The organism is Micromonospora sp. NPDC004704 (assembly GCF_053601675.1).
Map to the genome: position 1 here is coordinate 1 of NZ_JBSGCD010000052.1, position 24201 is coordinate 24201.

20 protein-coding genes are annotated in these 24201 nt (G+C 71.3%); 9 read left to right on the forward strand and 11 right to left on the reverse strand.

Annotation, left to right across the window (positions count from 1 at the left end; genetic code table 11):
• Window positions 1–226 precede the first annotated feature (226 nt).
• On the forward strand, window positions 227–1423 hold the full coding sequence (locus ACWEFB_RS35935) for a low temperature requirement protein A (RefSeq protein WP_452292721.1): 1197 nt from the start codon (window positions 227–229) through the stop codon (window positions 1421–1423).
• A gap of 125 nt (window positions 1424–1548) precedes the next feature.
• Here the strand turns inward: ACWEFB_RS35935 and ACWEFB_RS35940 are convergent, their stop codons facing one another.
• Window positions 1549–1962 carry a ribosomal maturation YjgA family protein gene (locus ACWEFB_RS35940; RefSeq protein ID WP_452292722.1) on the reverse strand — a complete coding sequence of 138 codons (414 nt, stop codon included), beginning with the start codon at window positions 1960–1962 and terminating at the stop codon, window positions 1549–1551.
• A 288-nt stretch (window positions 1963–2250) separates the two neighbouring features.
• Here ACWEFB_RS35940 and ACWEFB_RS35945 point away from each other — a divergent pair, with 288 nt between their 5' ends.
• Both ACWEFB_RS35945 and ACWEFB_RS35950 read left to right on the forward strand, forming a co-directional pair.
• Window positions 2251–3423: an alanine--tRNA ligase-related protein gene (locus ACWEFB_RS35945; protein ID WP_452292723.1), complete on the forward strand. Its 1173-nt coding sequence runs from the start codon at window positions 2251–2253 to the stop codon at window positions 3421–3423.
• Window positions 3424–3553: 130 nt separating this feature from the next.
• The gene (locus ACWEFB_RS35950; RefSeq protein ID WP_452292724.1) at window positions 3554–5245 is read left to right on the forward strand and encodes an NB-ARC domain-containing protein; all 1692 of its coding nucleotides are present in this window, start codon (window positions 3554–3556) and stop codon (window positions 5243–5245) included.
• A gap of 155 nt (window positions 5246–5400) precedes the next feature.
• Here ACWEFB_RS35950 and ACWEFB_RS35955 read toward each other — a convergent pair whose 3' ends face one another.
• From ACWEFB_RS35955 to ACWEFB_RS35965, 3 genes are all read right to left on the reverse strand, one after another.
• Window positions 5401–5916: a 2'-5' RNA ligase family protein gene (locus ACWEFB_RS35955; RefSeq protein WP_452292725.1), complete on the reverse strand. Its 516-nt coding sequence runs from the start codon at window positions 5914–5916 to the stop codon at window positions 5401–5403.
• Window positions 5917–5952: 36 nt separating this feature from the next.
• Window positions 5953–6906: an ion transporter gene (locus ACWEFB_RS35960; RefSeq protein WP_452292726.1), complete on the reverse strand. Its 954-nt coding sequence runs from the start codon at window positions 6904–6906 to the stop codon at window positions 5953–5955.
• Between the two features lie 116 nt (window positions 6907–7022).
• Window positions 7023–9929 (reverse strand): BTAD domain-containing putative transcriptional regulator, encoded by a 2907-nt coding sequence (locus ACWEFB_RS35965; protein ID WP_452292727.1) that lies wholly within the window; start codon window positions 9927–9929, stop codon window positions 7023–7025.
• A 223-nt stretch (window positions 9930–10152) separates the two neighbouring features.
• Here ACWEFB_RS35965 and ACWEFB_RS35970 point away from each other — a divergent pair, with 223 nt between their 5' ends.
• Window positions 10153–10623: a PLAT/LH2 domain-containing protein gene (locus tag ACWEFB_RS35970; protein WP_452292728.1), complete on the forward strand. Its 471-nt coding sequence runs from the start codon at window positions 10153–10155 to the stop codon at window positions 10621–10623.
• Between the two features lie 169 nt (window positions 10624–10792).
• Complete coding sequence (locus tag ACWEFB_RS35975) at window positions 10793–11761, forward strand: FAD-dependent oxidoreductase (protein ID WP_452292729.1); 969 nt, start codon at window positions 10793–10795, stop codon at window positions 11759–11761.
• Here the strand turns inward: ACWEFB_RS35975 and ACWEFB_RS35980 are convergent.
• Window positions 11674–12645, reverse strand: a complete 972-nt coding sequence (locus ACWEFB_RS35980) for a hypothetical protein (RefSeq protein ID WP_452292730.1) — start codon at window positions 12643–12645, stop codon at window positions 11674–11676. The two genes, ACWEFB_RS35975 and ACWEFB_RS35980, sit on opposite strands and share 88 nt — an antisense overlap.
• A 342-nt stretch (window positions 12646–12987) precedes the next feature.
• Between ACWEFB_RS35980 and mmsA the strand changes: the two genes are divergently transcribed.
• From mmsA to ACWEFB_RS36000, 4 genes are all read left to right on the forward strand, one after another.
• The gene (gene mmsA / locus ACWEFB_RS35985; RefSeq protein WP_326558208.1) at window positions 12988–14535 is read left to right on the forward strand and encodes a multiple monosaccharide ABC transporter ATP-binding protein; all 1548 of its coding nucleotides are present in this window, start codon (window positions 12988–12990) and stop codon (window positions 14533–14535) included.
• Complete coding sequence (gene mmsB / locus ACWEFB_RS35990) at window positions 14532–15830, forward strand: multiple monosaccharide ABC transporter permease (protein WP_452292731.1); 1299 nt, start codon at window positions 14532–14534, stop codon at window positions 15828–15830. The genes mmsA and mmsB overlap by 4 nt, the downstream gene beginning before the upstream one ends.
• A gap of 63 nt (window positions 15831–15893) precedes the next feature.
• Window positions 15894–16991: a substrate-binding domain-containing protein gene (locus ACWEFB_RS35995; RefSeq protein ID WP_452292732.1), complete on the forward strand. Its 1098-nt coding sequence runs from the start codon at window positions 15894–15896 to the stop codon at window positions 16989–16991.
• A 171-nt stretch (window positions 16992–17162) separates the two neighbouring features.
• Window positions 17163–17954, forward strand: a complete 792-nt coding sequence (locus ACWEFB_RS36000) for a maleylpyruvate isomerase family mycothiol-dependent enzyme (RefSeq protein ID WP_452292733.1) — start codon at window positions 17163–17165, stop codon at window positions 17952–17954.
• A gap of 159 nt (window positions 17955–18113) precedes the next feature.
• On the opposite strand, the gene ACWEFB_RS36005 is transcribed toward ACWEFB_RS36000, so the two are convergent.
• The 6 genes from ACWEFB_RS36005 to ACWEFB_RS36030 form a co-directional block, all read right to left on the reverse strand.
• Window positions 18114–18491, reverse strand: coding sequence for a DUF3037 domain-containing protein (locus tag ACWEFB_RS36005; protein WP_326558212.1), 378 nt, complete (start codon window positions 18489–18491; stop codon window positions 18114–18116).
• Window positions 18488–19246, reverse strand: coding sequence for a HipA family kinase (locus ACWEFB_RS36010; RefSeq protein WP_326558213.1), 759 nt, complete (start codon window positions 19244–19246; stop codon window positions 18488–18490). The genes ACWEFB_RS36005 and ACWEFB_RS36010 overlap by 4 nt, the downstream gene beginning before the upstream one ends.
• Window positions 19247–19330: 84 nt before the next feature.
• Window positions 19331–20383 (reverse strand): LLM class flavin-dependent oxidoreductase, encoded by a 1053-nt coding sequence (locus tag ACWEFB_RS36015; RefSeq protein ID WP_452292734.1) that lies wholly within the window; start codon window positions 20381–20383, stop codon window positions 19331–19333.
• Window positions 20384–20536: 153 nt separating this feature from the next.
• Window positions 20537–21556: an SEC-C metal-binding domain-containing protein gene (locus tag ACWEFB_RS36020; protein ID WP_452292735.1), complete on the reverse strand. Its 1020-nt coding sequence runs from the start codon at window positions 21554–21556 to the stop codon at window positions 20537–20539.
• Window positions 21557–21670: 114 nt separating this feature from the next.
• Entirely contained in the window at window positions 21671–22747 is a 1077-nt protein-coding gene (locus ACWEFB_RS36025) for an alcohol dehydrogenase catalytic domain-containing protein (RefSeq protein WP_452292736.1), read from the reverse strand.
• On the reverse strand, window positions 22744–24162 hold the full coding sequence (locus tag ACWEFB_RS36030) for an aldehyde dehydrogenase family protein (RefSeq protein WP_452292737.1): 1419 nt from the start codon (window positions 24160–24162) through the stop codon (window positions 22744–22746). Before ACWEFB_RS36030 ends, ACWEFB_RS36025 begins: the two co-directional genes overlap by 4 nt.
• Window positions 24163–24201: the final 39 nt, after the last annotated feature.

The following is a 24201-nucleotide window of genomic DNA, read 5'->3' on the forward strand; positions in this document are numbered from 1 at the left end:
CGGGGTTTGTGGGGGGGGGGGCCCCCCGTTGGCGGGGGTCCCCCCCCTCCTTCAAATCCACGGTCGTGCCCGGGGGGGGGGGGCCCCCCCGCCCCCCCCCCCGGCCCCCGCACCCGGTGCGTCACCGGGTGCGGGGGCAACGTCCGCGCCGCGTGCTGGCTCGTTGGGACCTGGAGATCGCCGATCGCCGAGGGGGAGCCGTGTACGTCTTCGGCATGGCCGCCCGATGACCGGTGCCGGGGAGTCCGGTGTGCTGCGCAGCGCGGAGAGTTCGCAGCGGGCCACGTTTCTGGAACTCTTCTTCGACCTGGTCTTCGTGTTCGCGCTGACCCGGATCTCGCAACGGCTGATCACCGACTTCACCGACGAGCGGCGGATCCTGCTCGGCGAGGCCGGTCAGACGCTGCTGCTCTTCCTGGCCCTCTGGCTGGTCTGGTCGTTCACCGCGCTGGTCACCAGCCGGCTGGATCCCGACCAGCCGCTGATCCAGCTCATGGTGGTCGGGACCATGTTCGGCGCGTTGGTGATGGCGGTCGCGGTGCCGGAGGGCTTCGGCGAGCGGGCCGCCGTCTTCGCCGGTGCGTACGTCGCGATCCAGGTCGGCCGTACCCTCTTCCTCCTGGCGATCAACCGGAGCGAGTGGGAGGTCGGCGCCCGGTTGCTCTTCTGGCTCGGGCTCAGCGTGGTGCCGTGGCTGCTCGGTGCCGCGGTCGGGCAGCCCTGGCTGCGCGGCCTGCTGTGGACCGTGGCGGTGCTGCTCGACTACGGCGGGGTGATACTCGACTGGCCCACCCCGAAGCTGGGCCGGGTGCGTACTGCGGAGGTGCCGATCGCCGGCGAGCACCTGGCCGAGCGCTACCAGCAGTTCCTCCTGGTCACCCTGGGCGAGTCGATCCTGGTGATCGGGCTGACCTTCAGCGGGTCGAGCTTCGCCCCGGACCGGACCACCGCGTTCCTGGTGTCCCTCCTGACCACCGTGCTGCTCTGGCGGGTCTACTTCCACCAGGCCGGACACCTGCTGCCGTTGGCCATAACCGTCGCCGGCCGGCAGCTCCGGTTCGGGGTGTCGATGTCGTTCTCACACCTGTTCATGGTGGCCGGCATCGTGCTCACCGCGGTCGGCTACGAGCTGTCCATCGCCCACCCGCTCGGGCACCCCACGCCGGTCTGGCTGTACGCGATCCTGGGCGGGCCGGCGCTGTTCCTGGTCGGCCGGGCGCTGTTCGAGTATCAGGTGTTCGCCCGGGTGTCCCGGTCCCGGACCGCCGGATTCGTGCTGCTGGGCCTGCTGGCGTTGGCGCTGGTGCACACCCCACCACTGGTCGCCGGCGCCGCCGCGGCGGCCGTACTGGCCGGGGTGGCGGTCGCCGACGCGCTCCGAGCCCGCAGAACCGGTCTCGAACGACCGAGGCCCCCCACCTGAACACCCCCGTGCACCGGGTTCACGCCCGGTCCAGCCGGTACGGCGTCGCGACGGCGGTCAGGCTGTAGGCGACGTACGGCAGGGCGTCCTCGAACCAGCCCTGTGCCCCCCACCGCCGGGGTTCGTCACACCGGGGCGGTGGCGGGTGTCCGGTTCCGTGCCCGTACGCGGATCAGCCAGTGCAGGGCGACCAGGGGTACGACGCCGACCGGGTACCAGGCCAGATCGGTCGGGTCGAACTGCACACCCAGCACGAACCGGGCCAGCAGGCTGCGCGCCGAGAGCGCCGCGGGTACGGGAGTCAACTGTGCGACCTCGACCAGCCAGCAGAATCCGGTGGTGATCCCACCGGCCACGAGCGGGGTGACGGGCGGCCACAGGAACACCACCGTCGCGTAGACGATCGACGCGTACAGGGCGGTGCCGGAGTACTGCTCCAGGGCACCACCGGAGAACGCGCGGATGGCGAGGGCGACGACCAGGAAGACAACCGCCGACGCGGGGGTCACCAGCCGGACCCACCACGGGTTGAGCGACACCGGCAGATCGTAGCGGGGCGACCGTCCGACCCCGCCCCGTCGGGGGGATGACCAGCGGGGCGTAAAGCGCTGGGCGGGTGGCCCCGCCCGGCGGTACAGTCGGGGCGTGGAGATCACCCGTGGGTATACCGCCGCAACCGCGCGAGCTACCAGCTCGTCGGTTGCCGCCGCCTGATCTTCCCATTCCCCGCCGGCGACCGGAAACGGTCCGCCGGCGTATCGGTTCATCGCAGGACATCCCGCGTCGGTAGTCCCTTTCCGGTCGTCATGACCCGAAAGGCCACTGCCATGACACCGGACCGGATCGTCCGCACCTTCGTCGACTACTACCGGGAGCGGGGACACCTGTTGGTCCCCGACACCTCGCTGATCCCGCCGCCGGGTGATCCGGTGCTCTTCACCACCTCCGGCATGCATCCGCTGACCCCGTACCTGGAGGGGCGCACGCATCCGCTCGGGCGGCGTCTGGTGAACCGCCAGCGCTGCCTGCGTACCACCGACCTGGACGAGGTCGGGGATCACACCCACCTGACCGTGTTCGAGATGCTGGGGTCCTGGTCACTCGGCGACTACGGCGGGTCCCAGAGCCTGCGCTGGGGCTACGACCTGCTGCGCGAGGGATTCGGCGTCGACCGGGACCGGCTGCACGTGACCGTGTTCGGCGGCGACGACCTCGTCGGGCCGGACACCACGTCGCTGGAGACCTGGGGCGACCTCGGCGTACCGGTCGAGTTGACCAGGGAGGAGAACTGGTGGTCGAACGGGCCGACCGGACCCTGCGGGCCCGACTCGGAGATATTCGTCTGGACCGGACAGACCCCACCGGAGGGCACGCCGGGCACCGACGACCGCTGGATGGAGGTCTGGAACCACGTCGGGATGCGCTACCACCGTCACGACGACGGCCGCCTCGAACCGCTGCGGCAGCCCAACATCGACACCGGGATGGGACTGGAGCGGATGGAGATGGTGCTGACCGGCGGACGTTCGGTGTTCGAGGGCGACGGCTTCGGGCCGTGGGTGCGTACCGTCTCCGGGCTGTGGGGGCAGGAGGGGGAGTCGCTGCGCCGGGTCTGCGACCACCTGCGGTCCTGCGTCGTGGTCGTCGGTGACGGCGTACGACCGTCGAACACCGGCCGGGGGTACGTCCTGCGCAGGCTGGTCCGCCGGGTGCTCACCACACTATGGCGGGACGACCCCTCGCGGAGCCTGTCCGACCTGCCCCCTGAGCCGTTCCTGCACACCGTGGACCGGTTCCGGCAACCGGTCGACGTCGGTGACCTGCGCGACCTGCTCTCCGAGGAGGAGCGTCGGTTCCGGGACCTGCTCCTGCGGGGACGTCCGCTGGTGTCCCGTACGAGGTCCCGTGGCCCGTTGACCGAGGAGGACTACCACTATCTGCACGACACCCACGGGTTGCCGCGCGAGCTGGTCGACAGCCTGCTGGGCGAGGCGGTCTGACGGATCCCGGACCGGAACACGTGTACGCAACGCAGTGGATCGGCGCACGTTGCGTGGCGTCCCGAACTGATTGCCGACGGAGTCTGGACACTGTGGATTTCCCACGCCCGGCGTCGCCTAGCGTCGGGGCATGGCACATGAAGAGCCGCTGGCACAGTTCGCGGCCCGGTTGCGCGACCTGCGCGCGGAATGCGGCGGACCGTCGGTGCGGGACCTGGCGGAGTACATGAAGGAGGCCGGCCGGCCGTTTCCCCGGTCGACGATCAGTGACAAGCTCGCCGGTGTCTCCAAGCCGTCGTGGGAGTTCGTCGAGGCGTACGTGCGCACCTGTGCCCGCCTCGGCGGTCGCCCCGCCGACCTGGACGACTGGCGGTCGGCGTACCGCAGGCTCTTGCAGGAGTTGGCGCGGCGACGCTCCGGGCACCGGCAGGCGGTCGCCGCCCACCTGGAACTGACCGCGACCGGCCCGGCGGCGCGTGCGGTGCCGGCCCTGGTCCCGGCGGCGGACCCGCCGCGGCAGCTACCCGGCGACATCCCGGCCTTCACCGGCCGGGACGCCGAGTCCGCCGCCCTGGACGACCTGCTGACCACGGCGGCGTCCGCCGGAGCGGTCGCGGTCGTCTCGGGTACGGCGGGAGTCGGCAAGACCGCGCTCGCGGTGCACTGGGCGCACCGGGTGGCCGCCGCGTTCCCCGACGGGCAGCTCTACCTCGACCTGCGCGGGTACGACGTGGACGCGCCGGTCACCCCGGTCCGCGCGCTGGAGGGTTTCCTGCACGCGCTCGACGGGAACCGGGCCCAGCCGTGGGGTGGGGTGGACGAGCTCGCGGCCCGGTTCCGGTCCCTGGTGGCCAACCGGCGGATGCTGCTGGTGCTGGACAACGCGAACTCGGTCGACCAGGTACGCCCGTTGCTGCCCGGCACGGCGTCCTGCTTCGTGCTGGTGACCAGCCGCGACCGGTTGACCGCCCTGGCCGTCCGGCACGGTGCGCGGCGGGTGGCACTGGACCGGTTGCCGCTGGACGAGTCGCTGCGCCTGCTGGGGGCGCTCGTCGGACCGCGGGTCACGACCGACCCGGAGTCGGCCGCCGTACTCGCCCGAAGGTGTGCCCAGCTCCCGCTGGCCCTGCGGATCGCCGGTGACCTGGCCGCCGCCCGCCCGACCGCACCGCTTGCGGACCTTGCCGCGGACCTCGCCGACGAGCAGCACCGGCTCGACCTGCTCGACGCGGGCGGCGACGAACGTACCGACGTCCGGGCGGTCTTCTCCTGGTCGTACCGGCGGCTGGATCCGCCGGCGATGCGCCTGTTCCGACTGCTCGCCCTGCATCCTGGTGACTTCGACCGCTACGCCGCCGCGGCGCTCGCCGGACTGCACCCGGCACAGTTGCACCGGCCACTGGAGACACTGCTGCGCACCCACCTGGTCCAGCGGGTGGACGGGGACCGGATGGAGTTGCACGACCTGCTCCGCGCCTACGCCAACGAACTGCTCCGCGACGACGAGCGCCGGCGGGTCGACGTCCTGGTCGACTACTACCGGCACGCCGCCGTCGCCGCGCTGGACGTGGCGTCACCCGACGACCGGTACGACTGGCTCACCCGTGGCGGATATCCCGGCACGCTGCCACCGTTCGCCGATCCGGACGCCGCCCGGCGCTGGCTGGACGCGGAACGGCCGAACCTGATGGCGGTGACGGACTACGCCCACCGGCACGACCGGTGGGACGAGACCAAGCAACTGTCGGCGATGCTCTGGCGCTACCTCGACCTCGAACCGGCGACCGACGGCGAGCACCTGCTGCTGTCCTATTCGACGTAGGCAGCGAACGGGTCGTCAGAGCGCGGCGGCGTAGGCGGCGGCGAGGCGTTCCGTGGCGCTGGGACCGTCCCGTTCCGGTGCCGGTCCGCCGAGGTGGATGGTCCGCAGCTCGGCCATGAAGTCGCGCCACAGCTCCGGTCCGCCGGTGTTCGGCGTCAGGCGAGCGGATGGACGATGTCCCGGGCATGGTCGACCACGGCCGCACCCACCACGGTCGCCTCCAGCGGCAGCACCTCCAGGCATCGCCGCACGGCCGCGGCCATCAGCGAGTTCGGTACGCGCATCGACAGGGTGCAGTGCGGCACCCACCGGCCCGGCTGGTAGTGGTCGGCCAGGTCCACCCCGGCCCCGGTCAGCCGGGCGTGCACCTCGGCGTGATGGGCCAGCATCTCCGGGGTCGGTGTCGGCCCGAGCCACAGCACCCGTCCCAGGAACTGCCCGGAGTGCTGGAAGGACATCCGCAGCGGTGCCGCCACGACCATCCCGGTCAGGGCTTCGGCCACCCGTACCGGGTCGAGACGCGGCGCCACCGCGAGCGAGACGTGCGGGCGGTGCCGCTGGCCGAGTAGCGACCGCATGCTCTGCACACCCTCGGACTCCAGCGCGTCCCACAGCACCCGGATCCGCCGGGTGGCGTCCGGATCCAGATACAGTTCGAGCGCCGCGACCACCTGATCACGATAGTGGTCCACGATCGCCCCCGATGATCAGGTGCGGTTGCCGGCCGTACGCCGGGCCTTCGACCGCCTGCCTCGCGGCCGACGGGGACTGCCTGCGGGTTGCCGCTGCCGGGCCAGTTCGGCCTCCAGGGCGTTCAGCGCGGTCCGCAGCTCGCGTAGCCGTTCGCCGACGAGCTGCGCACTCTCCGGTGGATCCGGAACCGGCGGGGGAGGGGGAGGCGTCTGCTGCTCGGGGACCGTCCGGGCGGCCGGCTGCTCGGCCTGGTGGGCCTCCTCCAGCGCCTTGAGCACGATGCCGATCAGCAGGTTCGTGAGCAGGTACGACGCCACGATGATATACGAGGTGTAGTAGGGGATGCTCCACTCGGAAACGAGCCGTCCGGTCTCCAGTGCGTCGGTGATCCCGTCCAGCGACAGCAGCAGGAACAGGGTGAGCATCGCCCGCCCGACGGTGCCATACCGGTCCGGGTAGGCGTCCCCGAAGGTCATCCAGCCGACCATCGCGTAGAGGTAGACGGTCAGCGTCGCGATCAGCAGGAAGCTCCCCAGGCCGGGCAGGCTGCGCAGGACGCCACCGATGATCATTCGTAGGCTGGGGAAGAGGCGTACCGCCCGGACGACCCGGGCCAGCCGGAACAGCCGCAGCAGGGTGACGTTCTCCCGTACGCCGGGCAGCAGCGGGGCGCAGACGACCAGGAGGTCAAAGACGTTCCACCCGTCGCGGAAGAAGGTGCGCGGGGTGGCGAGGTGCGCGCCGAATCGCAGACCCAGTTCGATCGTGAAGCAGGCGAGGCAGGCGTACTCGACCGCGAGCAGGGCGCCGCCGGCCCGGTCCAGGGCCCTGTCGTACGTCTCGACACCGAGCACGACCGCGTTGACGATGATCACGCCAAAGGCGACGGCGTTGAACCAGTCCGCGCCCACCACCCGCCCACACCAGCTCGCCACTCGTGATCTGACGGCCGCCGGAACCTCGTTCACGCCGAGCACACTCCCCTGTGGATCAACCTGTCGCGGGGCAGCCTACGGGCGTACGATCCGACGCCGTGCACGCCGTCCGGGCGTAGGGCGATCCTCGGGTGGACCGGTGGTCCCGGTCACGGCCCCGCGGTGGACGCGGCCCTGTCGGACCGCTGCAAGGCGTGCACCGGCGGCACCGGTGGCCTGGACGGCGGCGGTTGTTGTACCGTTCGGGCCACCTTCGCCCGCACCTGCTCGGCGTCGGGATGGCCGAGCGCGTCGAGGATGTCGAGGGCCGCGAGCCAACTGGTCCGGGCGGCTTCCGGATCGCCCGCGGCCCGGTGGCTGTCGCCGATGTGGGTGAGGGTGTCGGCCTCGTAGTAGCGGTCCCCGACGTCGCGGAACAGGTCGACCGCCCGGCGGTAACACGCGATGGCCTGCCGGTGGTTGCCGAGATGCTGGTGGGCGTAACCGAGGCTGTCCCAGGTGTTCGCCTCACCGAACCGGTCGCCGACCCGGCGCAGCAGGACGAGCGCGCGTTCGCAGTGGTGCAGGGCCTGCCCGTGGTCGTGCAGTTGGGCGTACTGCCACCCGACCGAGTTGAGCGCGCGGGCCAGCATGGCGAGGTCCCCGAGGGTTTCGAACCGGGCGAGCGCCCGCTGGGCGTGGGCGAGTCCCCGCCGGTGGCGGCCCTGCCGGGACAGGACCCAGGCGATGCTCCGGTCGGTGTGCGCCTGCCCGGCCAGGTCACCGAGTTCGTCGTACAGGCCCGCCGCGAGGTGCAGATGGGCATGTGCGTCGGCGAACCGGCCCAGTTGTGCGCGGGCCCGCCCGAGGCCGCAGTGCACGCTCGCGGCCGCCCGGTGGTCGGCCAGCCGCTGGGTGGCGGCGAGCGCGGTCTCCTGGGTGGCCGCCCAGTCCCGCCAGTGCCCCTTGCGGTCCAGGAAGTCGGCCATCGTCCAGGCCAGCCGCCACACGTGGCCGTGCAGGCCCTCGTCGGCGGCCCGCGCGACCGTGTTGAGCAGCACCGGGTGTTCGGCGGTGAACCAGACCATCGCGGCGTCCGCGTCCGGGCTCGTCACCGCCGTGACGCCGGGGCGGGCGGGTTCCAGGTCGATCAGGTCCCGGAACGGATGCAACAGCCGGGCATGGGCGTACGCCGAGTGCAGGTAGTGGTCGAGCAGCCGGTGCGTCGCCGCCCGCCGCTCGGCCTCGCTGTCGACCTCGCGGGCCAGCTCCGTGGCGTACGAGCGCAGCAGGTCGTGGAAGCCGAACCTGCCGGCCGTGTGCTCCATCAGCAGATGGGCACGGGCCAGCGTGGCCAGCAGGGCCCGTGCCTGCCGTGACGGCACACCGGCGAGGCTGGCTGCGGCAGGGGCCGAGACGTCCGGACCGGGATGAAGCCCGAGCAGCCGGAACAGTCGCCCGGCGTCCGGACTCAGTGCGCGGTAGGACCAGGAGAAGACACCGCGTACGTCGGTGGCCGGGTCACCGCCGTCGAAGGCGTCCAGCGCCCCCGCCGCGTCGCGCAGTTCGTGGGCGAGCGTGGACAGGGGGAAGCCGGGGCGGGTCGCGGCCCGGGAACTGGCGATCGCGAGGGTGAGCGGCAGCCCCGCGCAGCTCGCGATGATCTGGTCGACGGCGCCGGGCTCCTCGGCCACCCGTTCCGTCCCGAGCCGGCGGACGAGCAGGTCGCGGGCCTCGACGGTCGGTAGCGGATCGAGCGCGAGCGGGTACGCACCCTCGGTGGCGATCAGCGGCGTGAGCTGGTTCCGGCTGGTCACCAGCACGAGGCAGCCGGCGGAGCCGGGTAGCAACGGGCGTACCTGGTCCGGGTCACGGGCGTTGTCCAGCACCACCAGGATCCGTCTGCCGGCCAGCAGGCTCCGGTAGAGGGCGGCCTGCGGTGCCAGCCCGACGGGGATCCGTTCCACCGGCACCCCGAGCGCGTCCAGGAAGCCCCGGACCGCCTCGGCCGGGTCCATCACGGATCCGCCGGCGTCGAACCCGCGCAGGTTGACGTAGAGCTGGCCGTCCTCGAAGTGGCCGGCGACCCGGTGCGCCCAGTGCACGGCCAGGGTCGTCTTGCCCACGCCCGGAGTCCCCGAGACGGCGGCGATGACCGGCGTCGGGGGACCGGCGGCGTCGAACCCGCCGAGCAGGCGGTCGAGCCGGCCGAGTTCGGAGGTACGGCCGGCGAAGGCGCGTACCGCCGGTGGAAGCTGGGCCGGAACCGATCCCCGCCCGACGCCGGACCCGGTCCGACCAACCCCGGTCGACCCGGCGCCCACCTCGATCGCGGCCGGCACCGGGTCGAGCGCCGGATCCTGGAGCAGGATCGCGTTCTCGAGGTCACGCAGCGCCGGCCCCGGCTCGATGCCCAGGTCCTCGTCCAGCCGGTGCCGCAGCCGGCGGTACGTCGCCAGCGCGTCGGACTGCCGCCCGGCCCGGTAGAGGGCGAGCATGAGCTGCTCGTGGATGTGCTCGTCGAGATCGTGTTCCTGGCTCAGGACCTCCAGCTCCGGCACGAGCCGGGCGTGTTCGCCGAGCGCCAACCGGACGTCGGTGAGGGCCCGTACGGCCACCAGGCGGACCCGCTCCAACCGCTCGGCCTGCTCGTCCAGCCAAACCGGGCCGGTGACGTCCACCAGCGCCCGCCCGCGCCACAGGTCGAGGGCGGCCCGCAGGCAGGTGTCGGCGTGCGCATGGTCGGCGGACCTCGTGCCCTCGCGGATCAGGTGCTCGGCCGCGCCGACGTCGACCGCCTCGACCGGCAGGTCCAGCAGGTAACCCGGCCGCCGGGCCACGATCGGAGCCGGCGCGCCGATCGTACGGCGCAGGTACGACACGTGACTCTGCAGGCTGTTCAGCGCCGTCGCCGGTGCCCGGTCGCCCCAGACGACGTCGATGAGCCGGTCGGTGCTGACGATCTCGCCCGGATGCAGGGCGAGTACGGCGAGCACCGCCTTTCGCCGCAACCCGGAGAACGTACGCGGTGCGCCGCCGACGGTCACGTCCACCGGCCCGAGCAGCCTGACGCGCATAAGGTCCCGCCCCCACCCCACCGGAAATATGGGCCCAGGCTATCGGCGGCGCAACCGGACCCGGGCGGCTCAGTCGGACACCGGACCATCGGCGGTTTCAGCGTCGCGTCAGCACCGTTGTGGAGCCCCCTGCGAGATTCGTGTCCAGCGTCGGCGACCCGCCGACACGCACCATTCCGGATCTCCACCCGATTTCCGGATCTCTTTCGCAGGGAAGGTCGTCATGCGTTTCCGTATCCCGATCGTGCTCGCCACCGCCCTCGTCGTCCTGACGGGCGCGCTGGGCGCCGGCAGCGCCGCCGTCGCGGCCCCGGCCACCAAGCAGGGCGACGTCGGCACCAACGCCGTCACCAGGTACTGGATCTTCGTACACACCGCCAACATCCAGGACGCCGGCACCGACGCCACCGTCCGGATGAAGGTCTACGGCACGCTCGCCGAGTCGCCCGGATATGTCAACCTCGACAACTCCGCCGACAACTTCGAGCGCAACAGCAACGACACCTTCGGGCCGTTCTCCTGGTTCGACATCGGGCGGCCCGACTTCATCGGCGTATACAAGGGCAGTAACGGATCCGAGTGGTACCCCGAATACGCGATGGTCTATTCGGAGGCCACCCGGATCTGGTACCAGTGCCCGATGAACGCGTACTACGGCGACGGCGAGGAAACCCGGTGGTTCGACTGCCCGTAGTGCGGGTTCCGAGGATCTGATCCTCATTCCGCACAGTCGATCGTGCCCCGGTCACCGGAACGGATTCGTCCGCTCCGGTGACCGGGGCGCCGCTGTGTCCGGCGCCAGGGGAGGGATCCCCGCCGGTTCAGCCTGGACGTCGACGGCACCGGTGGAGTTCGCTGGACGGATGGTTGACGTGGTGGTTGTCGGCGCCGGGGTGGTCGGACTCACCTGCGCGGCGAGGTTGCTGCGTGACGGCATGCGGGTGGTCGTGGTGACGGCGGACGAGCCGGCGCGGACGGTGTCGCGGATCGCCGCGGCGGTGTGGTACCCGACCCACACCGAGGGCGACCCTAGGGTGCTGGACTGGTCCAGGCGCACCTTCGCCGAACTCGTCCAGCAGGCAGGACGGGGTGTGCCGGGGGTGGTGATGAGGCCGACCCGGATGCTGCGGCGCAGCGTGGACGGGGAGTTCCCCTGGTGGGCGCCGGCCGTGCCGGATTTCCGGGTGACCGCGCCGGCCGCCGTACCGGCGGGCTACGCCGGTGAGTGGCGGTTCACCGTTCCCTCGGTGGAGATGGCCCCCTATCTCGACTGGCTGGTCCAGCAGGTCACCGGGGCCGGTGGGGTGCTGGTCGGGCGCCGGTTGACGCGGCTCGCCGACGTCGCCGAACTGGCTCCGGTGGTGGTCAACGCCACCGGTCTGGCGGCGGGGGTGCTGGCCGGCGACGAGGCGGTCCACCCGGCCCGTGGTCAGATCGTCCTGGTCGGCAACCCCGGACTGCACATCTCCGTACGCGACGAGGAGAACCCGGCCGGGATGACGTACGTGCATCCTCGCAGCGGGGACGTGGTGCTCGGCGGGACCTTCGACCGGGGCGTGTGGGACACCACACCGGACGAGGCCATCGGCCGGGCCATCCTCGACCGGTGCGTCGCCCTGGTGCCGGAACTGGCCGGTGCCCCGGTGCTGGCACACCTGGTCGGGCTGCGGCCGGCGCGGCACGGTGGGGCACGGGTGGCGGTCGACCCCGCCGGACTGCCGGGCGGATCCCGGCTGGTCCACACCTACGGGCACGGTGGAGCCGGCGTCACGCTGTCCTGGGGGTGCGCCGACGAGGTGGTCGAGTTGTGCCGGGCATCGGACGCCGGCTGAGCGGACCGCAGCGGTGCGGCGAGCGCGGCGAACCGGTCGGCGGTGTGCGCCTCACCCGGCAGGTCGAGGATCGGACCGAGTGCCGCGGCCCAACCGTGGCAGAACAGCTCCCACCCGTCGTGTACGGCCACCCCGTCCGTACGCCGCGCCTGGCGCAGTACGGCCAGGTCACCGCGGTAGTTCAGCTCCCACACCACGGCGCCGGGCGGAAGTGCGGCGACCGGTGACAGCGGGCTGCCCGGCCGGTCCTTGCCCAGCCCGGTGGCGTTGACCACCAACGTTCCGGCCGGGCTCCGCTCGACCGGGACGTCCCAGGGTCCGGCACCGACGTGCACCTCGAGGCGGACCCGTCGGTCGGCGGCCCACGGACCGAGGACCGACCGTAGGTGGTCAACCGCACCGCCGTGCCGGTCGGTGAACACCAACCGGGTGGGCGGGACCGGTCGGGCCAGCAGGTGCCGGCCGAGGGCGATCGCGGTGCCGCCCGCACCCAAACACACCACCTGTTCGCCGTCGGGCCAGATCCGGTCGACCACCCGGCCGACCGAGACCGGGTCGCGGGCGAAGCCGGCCAAGCCCTCTGACCTGCGGCTCAGCGCGTTGACCTCACCACACTCGGCCGCCAACGGGTCGAGTCGGCCGATCAGGTCACCGGCCCCGGCCAGCAGGGCAACCTTGTGTGAGGTGATGACCGCGCCGAGCGACCCGTTGTCGGCGGCCAACTCCTCGACCAGTGTGCGGTACAGCACGGCCGGCGCGCCCAGCGGCAGGTCACGGCCCATCAGGCGTACGTCGAGACCGAGGTCGGCCATCCAGATCGGAAACGCGTGGTTGACTGTCGACTCAGCGGTCGACACCCCCACGAACCACACTGTGGACGTCACCGGGCAAGTATGACCTTGACCTGGTCGGCCCGCTTTGTCCGACCCGGCGGCAGTAGCGCGGCCGTGGAGCGCTATCCGGGCTGTGACCTCTGTAAGTGTCCCCGCGAGGGAGCGCGATCAAATGTTGCGAAACATCCTCGTCTCCCATAGGTTGCTTGCCGCTACAGGACTGAACGGCTGATCTCGAACTACCACGGAGGCAACGATGACGTTGGTGACGTGGCGCGACCCCCTCCCGGCGGGTGCGCGCGGGTGCCTCCGGCTACCGGGGCGTACCCACCTCGCGGCTCCGGCCGCGGCACACGCGTGCGCGTGTGCGGAACCGATCGGGGAGCCGCGGCCATGAGTGACGGTCCCATCCTGCTGGAAATGCGTTCGATCACCAAGGAGTTCCCCGGCGTCAAGGCGCTCGCCGACGTGAACCTGGTGGTCCGGGCCGGTGAGATCCACGCCATCTGCGGTGAGAACGGCGCCGGCAAGTCGACCCTGATGAAGGTGCTGAGCGGGGTGTACCCGTACGGCAGCTACTCCGGCGACATCGTCTACCGCAACGCCGAGTCCCGGTTCTCCGACATCCGGGCCAGCGAGCATGCCGGCATCGTGATCATCCACCAGGAACTCGCGCTGGTCCCCGGCATGTCCATCACCGAGAACCTCTTCCTGGGCAACGAGCCCCGTCGCGCGGGGGCGATCGACTGGAAGGCCGCGAACCGCCGGGCGTTGGAGTTGATGGCGAGGGTCGGCCTGCGGGAGGACCCGGACACCCTCATCAAGGACATCGGGGTCGGCAAGCAGCAGCTCATCGAGATCGCGAAGGCGTTCGCGAAGGACGTCAAGCTGCTCATCCTCGACGAGCCGACCGCGGCCCTGAACGAGGCCGACTCGCAGCACCTGCTCGACCTGCTGCGCGGGTTCAAGGAGCGGGGCATCACCTCGATCATCATCTCGCACAAGCTGAACGAGATCGAGCAGATCGCCGACTCGATCACGATCCTGCGGGACGGCCGGAGCATCGAGACGCTCGACGTCAAGGCGGAGGGCGTCAACGAGGACCGGATCGTACGCGGCATGGTCGGCCGGGAGCTGAGCAGCCGCTTCCCGGACCACACCCCCTCGATCGGGGAGGTGTTCTTCGAGGTACGCGACTGGACGGTCCGCCATCCGATCTCGACCGAGCGCCTGGTCTGCAAGGGCTCCAGTTTCAACGTCCGGCGTGGCGAGATCGTCGGCTTCGCCGGGCTGATGGGCGCAGGTCGGACCGAGTTGGCGATGAGCGTCTTCGGTCGGTCCTACGGGACGTACCTGTCCGGGCGGATCTTCAAGGACGGTCGGGAGGTCGTGCTGAAGTCCGTGTCGGACGCGATCGACCACGGGCTGGCGTACGTCAGCGAGGACCGCAAGTCGATCGGCCTGAACCTGCTCGACGACATCAAGACCTCGATGGTCTCGGCCAAGCTCTCCAAGGTCTCCAGCTACGGGGTGCTCGACCAGGTGAAGGAGTACCGCGCGGCCGAGGGGTACCGCACCAGCCTGCGGGTCAAGGCCCCGACCGTCGACGAGGGTGTCACCAAACTGTCGGGTGGCAACCAACAGAAGGTGGTCCTGGCGAAGTGGATGTTCACCGACCCGGACCTGCTGATCCTCGACGAACCGACCCGCGGCATCGACGTGGGCGCCAAGTACGAGATCTACGGCATCATCCAGCGGCTCGCCGACCAGGGCAAGGGCGTTGTCATCATCTCCTCGGAGCTGCCCGAGCTGATCGGCCTGTGTGACCGCATCTACACGGTGTTCGAAGGAACCATCACCGGCAACATCGACAAGCGGGACGCGGACCCGGAGACCCTGTTGAAGCAGATGACCTCAGCGAAGAAGACGCAGACGCCATGAGTCGTATGAAAGACCTCCAGAAGTCCCTGTTCGGCGGGACGACCTCGAACGCCCGACAGTTCGGGATGATCTTCACGCTGGTGGCGATCGTCCTGCTGTTCCAGTTCCTGACCAACGGGCTCACCCTGAACTCGGGGAACCTCATCTCGCTGGTGAGTCAGTACTCCTACATCCTCATCCTGGCCATCGGGATGCTGATGGTGATCGTCGCCGGCCACATCGACCTGTCCGTCGGCTCGATCGCCGCGTTCGTCGGCATCGTGGTCGCGAAGGTCATGCAGGAATACTCCGTACCGTGGTTCCTCGCGATCCTGATCGGCCTGGCCGTCGGTGCCCTGATCGGCGCCTGGCAGGGGTTCTGGGTCGCGTACGTCGGCGTGCCGGCGTTCATCGTCACCCTCGCCGGCATGATGCTGTTCCGGGGCGGTAACCAGTACATCGGCAACGCCGACACCATCCCCGTACCGCAGGGCTTCAAGGTGATCGGTGCGGGCTTCCTGCCCGAGGTGGGGCCGGGTACCGGATACAACAACCTCACCCTGCTGCTCGGGCTCGCGGCCTGCGCGGCGGTGGTGATCCGGGAGTGGCGGCTGCGCCGGACCCGACGGGAGATGGACGCCGAGGTCGCACCGATGTGGATCTCGGTGCTCCGGGTCGCCGTCGCGCTCGGTGTGATCGTGTACGTGACCCTGCGGTTCGCCGGTGGCCGGGTCGGCACCAGCTTCCCGGTCTCCGGCATCATCCTCGCCGTCCTGGTGCTCGCGTACTCCTTCATCACCCGCAACACCGCCGGTGGTCGGCACATCTACGCGGTCGGCGGCAACGCACGGGCCGCGGAGCTGTCCGGTGTCAAACTCCGGCGGGTCAACTTCTTCGTGATGATGAACATGTCGGTCCTCGCCGCTCTCGCCGGCATGATCTTCGTCGCCCGATCCGCCGCTTCCGGCCCGCAGGACGGGCTGGGTTGGGAACTCGACGCGATCGCCGCCGTCTTCATCGGTGGCGCGGCGGTCTCCGGCGGACTCGGCACCATCAGCGGTTCGATCGTCGGCGGCCTGGTGATGGCCGTGCTCAACAACGGCCTGCAGCTCATGGGTGTCGGCTCGGACCGGGTCCAGATCATCAAGGGCCTGGTGCTGCTGCTGGCGGTCGCGCTCGACGTCTACAACAAGAACCAGGGACGGACCTCGATCACGGGGGCGTTCATGCGCCAGTTCCGCCGGCAGGCAGCCGCGGGACCGGCCTCCACCTCCGAGACGGGCACCGAGCCCGCGAAGACTCCGGTGGCCAGCTGACGGTCACCGCCGACGGGGCGGAACACATCTGCCTCGCCACCTCGAAGAAGGGCCACCACCACCATGCGTAAGTTCCTCGTCAGGAGCGTCGCGCTCAGCGCCGTCGCCCTGCTGGCACTCACCGCCTGCTCCGAACGTGAGGGCTCCGACTCCGGATCGACCGGTTCGGAGAAGGGCTTCGCCGCCGACTCGCTGATCGGCGTGGCGCTGCCGTCGAAGACCTCGGAGAACTGGGTCCTCGCCGGTGACCTGTTCACCAACGGCCTGAAGGAGGCCGGCTTCCAGTCCGACGTCCAGTACGCCGGCGCCTCCACCATCGTCGCCGACCAGCAGGCGCAGATCTCCGCGATGGTCACCAAGGGTGCCAAGGTGATCATCATCGGCGCGACCGACGCCGCCCAGCTCTCGACCCAGGTCGAGGCCGCCAAGGCAGCCGGCATCACCGTGATCGCGTACGACCGGCTGATCACCAACACCGCGGGCGTCGACTACTACGTCGCCTACGACAACTTCAAGGTCGGCCAGCTCCAGGGCGAGGCGCTGCTCAAGGGCATGAAGGAGAAGAAGCCGACCGGCCCGTACACCATCGAGCTGTTCGCGGGCTCGTCGGACGACAACAACTCCGGGGTCTTCTTCAACGGCGCGATGGACGTCCTGAAGAAGGAGATCGACGCCGGTAACGTCGTCGTCGGCTCCGGTCAGACCGACATCAAGCAGGTCGCCACCGACGGTTGGAAGGCCGAGAACGCCCAGCGGCGGATGGACTCGCTGCTGACCGCCAGCTACGGCACCAAGACCCTGGACGGCGTGCTCTCGCCGAACGACACCCTGGCCCGCGCGATCATCACCTCGGTCAAGGGCGCCAACAAGCCGCTGCCGGTGGTGACCGGGCAGGACTCCGAGGTCGAGTCGGTCAAGTCGATCATGGCTGGTGAGCAGTACTCGACCATCAACAAGGACACCCGGAACCTGGTCAAGCAGGCCATCCAGATGGCCAAGGACCTGCAGGCCGGCAAGGACCCGCAGACCAACGACACCGAGTCGTACAACAACGGTGTCAAGGTCGTCCCGGCGTACCTGCTGCCGCCGCTGATCGTCACCAAGACCAACGCGGTCGAGGCCTACGCCAACGACCCGAAGCTCGCCCCGCTCACCAAGTAACACCGGCTCGGCCGCTGACGAGGCGGCAGCAACGGGTCCTCGGAGTTCCGACTCCGGGGACCCGTTCCCGTGTCGCCGACGGCTCGCGGCATGATGGGTCGGCGCCGCTTCCCGCCCTCCGGGCCGGTGGTGACGCCAGCTCAGCAGCACCGACCAGGTGACAGGAGAACCATGACCACGCTCGCCGACCAACCCATCGCCGCCCTGCGCTCGGGCCACGACGAACTTTCCGGTTTCGTCCGGGACCTCGGCCCGGAGGACCTGGTCCACCCCTCCGGCGCCAGCGAGTGGCAGGTGTCCCAGGTGCTCAGCCACCTCGGCAGCGGCGCTGAGATCGGCCTGGCCCAGCTGACCGCCGCCCGCGACGGCGGGCCCGCACCGGACGGGGACTTCAACCGCAGGGTATGGGCCCGGTGGGACGCCATGCCACCCGCCGAACACGCCAGCGGGTTCCTCGAGGCCAACCAGCGGCTGGTCGAGGCGTACGAGTCGCTGGACCCGACCACCCGCGAGGAACTGCGGGTCGACGTCGGTTTCCTGCCCGAGCCGGTCGACGTCGCCACCGCCACCCGGTTCCGGCTCAGCGAGTTCGCCCTGCACCAGTGGGACGTCGAGGTGGGCTTCAACCCGTACGCGACGGTGACGCCTACTGCGGTGGCGGCCCTGCTCGACCACACCGGCGGCATGCTCGCCTGGAATGGCCGCCCCGACGCGCTCGGTGGACGGCAGGCCACGCTGGCCCTGCGGCTGACCGGCCCCGACCAGGTGCACGGGCTGCGGCTGGGCGAGCGGATCGAACTGACCGAGGTGCCGGAGCACCCGGACGGTGAGCTGGTCATCCCGGCCGAGGCATGGCTGCGGCTCGCCGTCGGGCGGCTCGGGGAGCGGTACACCCCGGACACCGTTCGGGTGACCGGCCCGATCAGCCTGGACGACCTGCGCAAGGTCTTCCCCGGCTTCTGATCGCAGGCGGGCACCGGCCGCCCGTGGCGGGTACCCGTCCCGGCGGATCGTGTGAGCGGTCAGATGCTCGCGCGGTCCGCCCGGTCCCCGGGTAGCACGCCGGCGGTGGTCATCCCGCTGGCAGCCTTCCACCCGGACGAGCGGGCTTACCGGGTCCGGTCAGCGGACCAGCAGGTCGAGCAGACGGTCCAACTCGCCGGCCGGGTCCTCGGTCAGTCCGGTGTGCACCGGTCCCGACTGGATCACCGTGCTTCGCGGCGCGGTGAGCCAGCGGAACCGTTCACCGAGCCGCATCCCGGCCGCCGGCCCGCCGGTCGGCCCACCCGTGCAGGTCGTGTCCCAACCGCGCAGTGCGGTGGCGACCGCGTCGACGTCGACGCCGGGATCGAGGCTCCGCAGACGGTCGGCGTCGAGATGGAGTCGGGCCGCGAGGAAGTCGTGCGCCTGGCAGTAGAGGACTACCCCGACGTTGATCTGCTCGCCCCGCTGGATCCGCGGGACGGCGCGAATGGCCGCGTACTCGAAGGGCTTCCTCATGCCGCCGCCACCTGGGGCAACCAGGCGCCGCTGTCGGCGACCCGGGCGGACAGGTGGGCGACGTACGCCGCCCGCGCCTCGTCCGGCGACTCGAAGTCCGGGCCGGTGAGCCAGTCGTCGGGAACCAGCGTCAGCACCTCGGTGAGCAGGTCACCCGTCACCTGCGGGGCGAACTCCGCGTCCGCCTCGGACAGGCGGGTCGCGTACGGAGCCAGGACGTGGTCGTCGGCCCGGAACGGCCGCCCGATCGCCGCCGCCGCGCGGGGCCAGTTGTGGTGGAAGTAGATCGCCGCCCCGTGGTCGATCAGCCAGAGTTTGCGGTGCCAGACCAGCAGGTTCGGGTTGCGCCAGCTCCGGTCCACGTTTTCCAGGTACGCGTCGAGCCAGAGCACCCGCGAGGCGAGTTCCGGGTCCACCGGGTGGGCGACCGGGTCGTAGCCGAGCGCACCGGGCAGGAAGTCCAGGCCGAGGTTGGCGCCGCCACTGGCCGCGAGCAGCTCCTGGACCTCCTGGTCGGGCTCGGCCCGGGCGATGATCGGGTCGATGTCGATCACCACCAGCCGGGGTACGGGCAGACCCAGGCGTCGGGCGAGTTCACCGGCCACCACCTCGGCCACCAACGTCTTCGGCCCCTGCCCGGCCCCCCGGAACTTCACCACGTACGTGCCGAGGTCGTCCGCCTCGACCAGGCCGGGTAGCGAACCGCCCTCACGTAACGGGGTCACGTAGCGGGTCCCGGTGACGTGGCGCAGCATGCCGCCCACCCTAGTGCCGGCCCGGAGCGCGACCGACAACAGGCTGCCCCTGCGGTGTGGACCGGGCTCGCCGCGCAGGTCGGGTCAGGCGCCGGTGGGAGCGTCGGCCGCGAGGAGTTCGCGGACCCGGGGGACCACCTCGGTGCCGTACAGCTCGATCGTGGTCATCAGCCGGTCGTGCGACAGGGTGCCGCTGGAGTACTTCAGGTCGAAGCGTTGGACGCCGAGAGTGCGTACGGTGCTGGCGATCTTCCGGGCGACCGTCTCCGGCGAGCCGACGTGCCAGGCGCCCTCGGCGATGTCGGCGTCGAAGCGTGCCCGCGTCATGGGCGGCCAGCCCCGCTCGGCGCCGATGCGGTTGAACAGCACCCGCACGTGCGGCCACAGCACGTCGGCCGCCTCCTCGTCGGTGCTCGCGATGAAGCCGGGGGAGTGCACCGCGACCGGCAGCGGCTCCTTGCCGAACTCCCCGAGAGCGCGGTGGTACAGGTCGACGTAGGGCGCGAACCGCGCCGGGGCACCGCCGATGATGGCCAGCGCCAGCGGGAAGCCGTACTGGGCGGCGCGGACGACCGACTCGGGGCTCCCACCGACACCGATCCAGGTACGGATGTGTCCGGACTCGGTCTTCGGGTAGACGTGCTGCTTCTCCAGCGCGGCGCGTACGGTGCCCTGCCAGGTCACCGCGTCCTCGGTCAGCAGGTGCGACATCAGGTCGGCCTTCTCCGCGAAGAGCCGGTCGTAGTCGGTGAGGTCGTACCCGAACAGCGGGAACGACTCGGTGAACGATCCCCGGCCCAGGGTGATCTCCGCGCGTCCCTGCGAGATCGCGTCGAGGGTGGCGAACCGCTCGAAGACGCGTACCGGGTCGTCGGAGCTGAGCACGGTGACCGCGGTGCCGAGGCGGATGCGTTCGGTCCGGCTCGCGATCGCGGCGAGCACGATCTCGGGCGCGGAGACCGCGTAGTCGTCGCGGTGGTGCTCGCCGATGCCGAAGCTGTCGATGCCCAGCCGGTCGGCGAGGACACCCTGCTCGATGACGTTGCGGATCACCTGGCCGTACGGGATGCGGTTGCCCTCGGCGTCGGCCGTGACGTCCCCGAAGGTGTCCAGGCCGAACTCCACACCGGTCGCCATGATGTCTCTCCTTCATCGGTACGCCCCGGGCGTACCCGCTTCGGTTACTCCCGGCGGGATAACGGCGGTGCCGATGATCTCATTCCCGGCCAGTGACGGCTCATGCCCGATCGCGCGCGGCGGACCGGGCGGTCCGCCGCGCGACGTGTCCGGTCAGCCGCGTGAGCGCGGCAGGCAGCACTTCTTGTACTTGGTCCCCGAACCGCACCAGCAGGCGTCGTTGCGCTCCGGCGGCCAGGGGATCTGGCTGGTGCCGCTCGACAGTTCCTGCGCGTACGCCGCGCGGATCTTCGGATCGGTCGGATCCCCACCCCGCTGCGGGGCGAAACCGGCCAGCCCGACGGTCGAGCCCTTGAGCACGGTCAGCCCGGTACGGCCGCCGCCGGCGAGCCGGACCAGTTCCCGCTCCAGGCCGGCCCGGTGCTCGTCCCAGTCCCGGCCGTAGGTCTCGGCCAGGGCGGGCCAGTCCGACCGCAGCCGCTCGAAGTCGTCCTTCGGCCAGAACAGCAGATCGTTCGCCGTCGGTTCGGTGCCCGCCCGCCCGGCGGTGCCGCTCAGGCCGCTCTCCAGCCGGTCGGCCAGGTTGTCGTTCTGGTCGTGCGAAAGGGCGAGGTCCCGACGTACCCGGTGGCGCTGTTGCAGCAGGAAGAACAGGATGCCCGCGGACTCGCGGTCCCTCGGCTCGGTCGGCTGGTCGGCGGACGCGGCGCGGTCCGCCATGACCGTCTCCACCGCGGCCGTCAGCCACTGCTCGGCGGTGGCGGTCCGACCGCCCGCGTCCAGCGCGGCGCTGATGTACGCCGGGGCGTCGGCCTGCTCGGTGAGCAGCGGGCGCAGGGCGGTGAGTTCCTCGACCGCCTCGTCGGCGCGGCCGACGCGGAACAGGATCCGGGCGTGCAGGGCGCGGGAGAAAGCGGCCCGGTTGTCATCGCGTGTCCGGTACGCCTCGACGGCCCGATCCGCGTAGCGGAGCGCGGCGTCGAGCTTCGACCGGCTCTCGGCGATCTCGGCGGCCAGGGTCAGCGCGTAACCGGTGTCGGTCGGGTCGGCGAGCCGGCCCTGCTCCGCCGCGTCGGCGAGTTCGGCGGCGACGCCGAGCGGGTTGGCCGCGCCGAGCGCGGACTGGCGCAGTTCGGTCAGATCTGCGCTGCTGAGAACGTTTGTCGTTGGCACGATCTCACGTTACTGCGCGAGCCGGGTCCGGCGCCGCCGCGACGCTGTTGCCCCCGTCTCACCCCGTCTCGACGTCGTCCCGTCCGGGCCGGACCCCCTGCCCCGGCGCCGGGTTCAGAACAGGATCACCGAGCGGGCGCCCTCGCCCCGGGCCATCCGGTCGAGCGCCGCCGGGGCCTCGTCGAGCGTGGTCCGGTCGCTGATCAGCGGCCCGAGGTCGATCGACCCGTCGAGCACGGCCCGGGCCAGTTCGGGCAGGTCCCGGTCGGGGTCGGAGGAGCCGTAGACCGAGGAGCGCAGGATCCGGGCCGAGTGGAAGATGTCGAGCGCGCCCAGTTCCACCACATCGTCCTTGCCGCCCATGCCGACCACGGTGACCTGGCCGCCCCGGCGGGTGGCCCGCCAGGCCAGCCGGATCGTCGCGGCCCGTCCGACGCACTCGAACGAGTGGTCGACGCCCCGGCCACCGGTGCGGGTCCGTACCGACCGGTTGAGGGTGTCGTCGGAGAGCAGGAAGTCCGTGGCCCCGGCGGCGATCGCCAGGTCGCGTTTCGCCTCGGACAGGTCGACGGCGATCACCGGGTCGGCGCCGGCCGCGCGGGCGGCGGCGACCACGGACAGACCCACCCCGCCGAGGCCGATCACCGCGACCGCGTCGCCGGGAACAACCCCGGCGGTACGGTGTACCGCGCCGATGCCGGTGAGTACGGCGCAGCCGAGCAGGGCGGCAGCCTCGAACGGTAGTTCGGCCGGGACCGGGATGACCGCGTTCGCCGCGACCACCACCTCCTCGGCCAGCGCGCCGAGCCCGAGCGTGACCTGCAACGGTGTCCCGTCGGCGCCGGTGCTGCCGCTCGGTACGGACGGGGCGCCGGTCGCGGCGCAGAGCCACGGCTCGCCCCGCCCGCAGAACCAGCACTGCCGGCACGGGGGCGCCCAGTTCAGCACCACGTGGTCGCCGACGCGTACCCGGTCGACCTCGGTGCCGACCGCGAGCACCACCCCGGCCGCCTCGTGCCCCAGCACCAGCGGGTACGTCGGCGCCAGGGTCCCGTTGACCATCGACAGGTCGGAGTGGCACACCCCGGCGGCCCGGATCGCCACCCGTACCTGCGCCGGGCCGGGTGCCGGCAGCACGATCTCCTCGACCCGTGGCGGGGCGCCGGCCGCCCGGGCCACCAGTGCCCTCATCGCTGGATCGCCTTGGTCTGGAGGAACTCGTCGAGGCCGAACGTGCCCAGTTCCCGGCCGAGGCCGGACTGCTTGTAGCCGCCGAACGGGGCGAGCGGGTTGAACGCGCCGCCGTTGATGTCGACCGCGCCGGTGCGCATCCGCCGGGCGACCCCGAGCGCCCGGTCGTCGTCGCCGGACCAGACCGCGCCGGCCAGCCCGTACCGGGAGTTGTTGGCCACGGAGACGGCGTGGTCGTCGTCCTCGACCGGAATCACCACCAGCACCGGGCCGAAGATCTCCTCCTGGGCCAGGGCGCCGTCCGGGTCGACGTCGGCGAAGATCGTCGGTGCGACGAAGTGGCCGCGTTCGGGCACCTTGGCGTCGGGCCCACCGGCGATCAGCCGGGCGCCGTCGGCGAGGCCCCGTTCGATGTGGTCGCGTACCCGGCCGCGCTGCGCGGCGGAGACCAGCGGGCCGAGCCGGGTGGCGGCGTCGAACGGGTCGCCGAGCTGGTAGTTCTCGGCGGCCCGGGCGGCGAGGGCGAGGGCTTCGTCGTAGCGGCTGCGGTGCACCAGCATCCGGGTCCAGGCCGTACAGGTCTGCCCGGAGTTGAGGAAGGCGTTGCCGACGCCGGTCTTCACGGCCGCGCCGAGGTCGGCGTCGTCCAGGATCACGTTGGCCGACTTACCGCCCAGTTCCAGGGCGACCCGGGCGATCCGGTCGGCGGCGAGGTGCGAGATGCGCCGGCCGGTCGCGGTCGACCCGGTGAACGAGACCATGTCGACGCCGTCGTGGGCGGCGATCGCCTCGCCGACCACCGGGCCGGTTCCGGTGACCAGGTTGACCACGCCGGGCGGGAGCCCGGCCTCGTCGATCGCGTCGAAGAGCAGGTACGCGACCAGCGGGGTCAGCTCACTGGGTTTGAGGACAACCGTGCACCCGGCAGCCAGGGCCGGGGCGACCTTGGCCACCACCTGGTGCAGGGGGTAGTTCCACGGCGTGATCGCCCCGACCACCCCGACCGGCTCCCGGACCACCAGCGAGTTGCCGACCAGGTGGCTGGACGGTGGTTCGGCGGCCAGTTCCACATAGCTGCGCAGTACGGCCAGCGGCAGCCCGGCGTGTACCCGGGTCGCCACCCGCAGCGGGGTGCCGAGTTCGAGCGCGACGGTACGGGCGATCTCGTCGGTACGGGCGGCGAGTGCGCCGTGCAGCCGGTCGAGTGCGGCGGCCCGGTCGGCGGGATCGGTCGCGGCCCAACTGTCGAAGGCGGTACGGGCGGCGGCCACCGCCCGGTCGACGTCGGCGGCGGTGCCGGCCGGGACGGTGCCGATGACCCGCTCGGTGCTGGGGTTCTCGACCGGGATGGTGTCGGTGGCGGCGGGGGTGACCCACTGCCCGTCGAGGTAGAGGTCGGTACGGGTGAGGTCCATCGGGGGCCCCTCGGGTCGACGGAAACTAGCGGTGCAAGT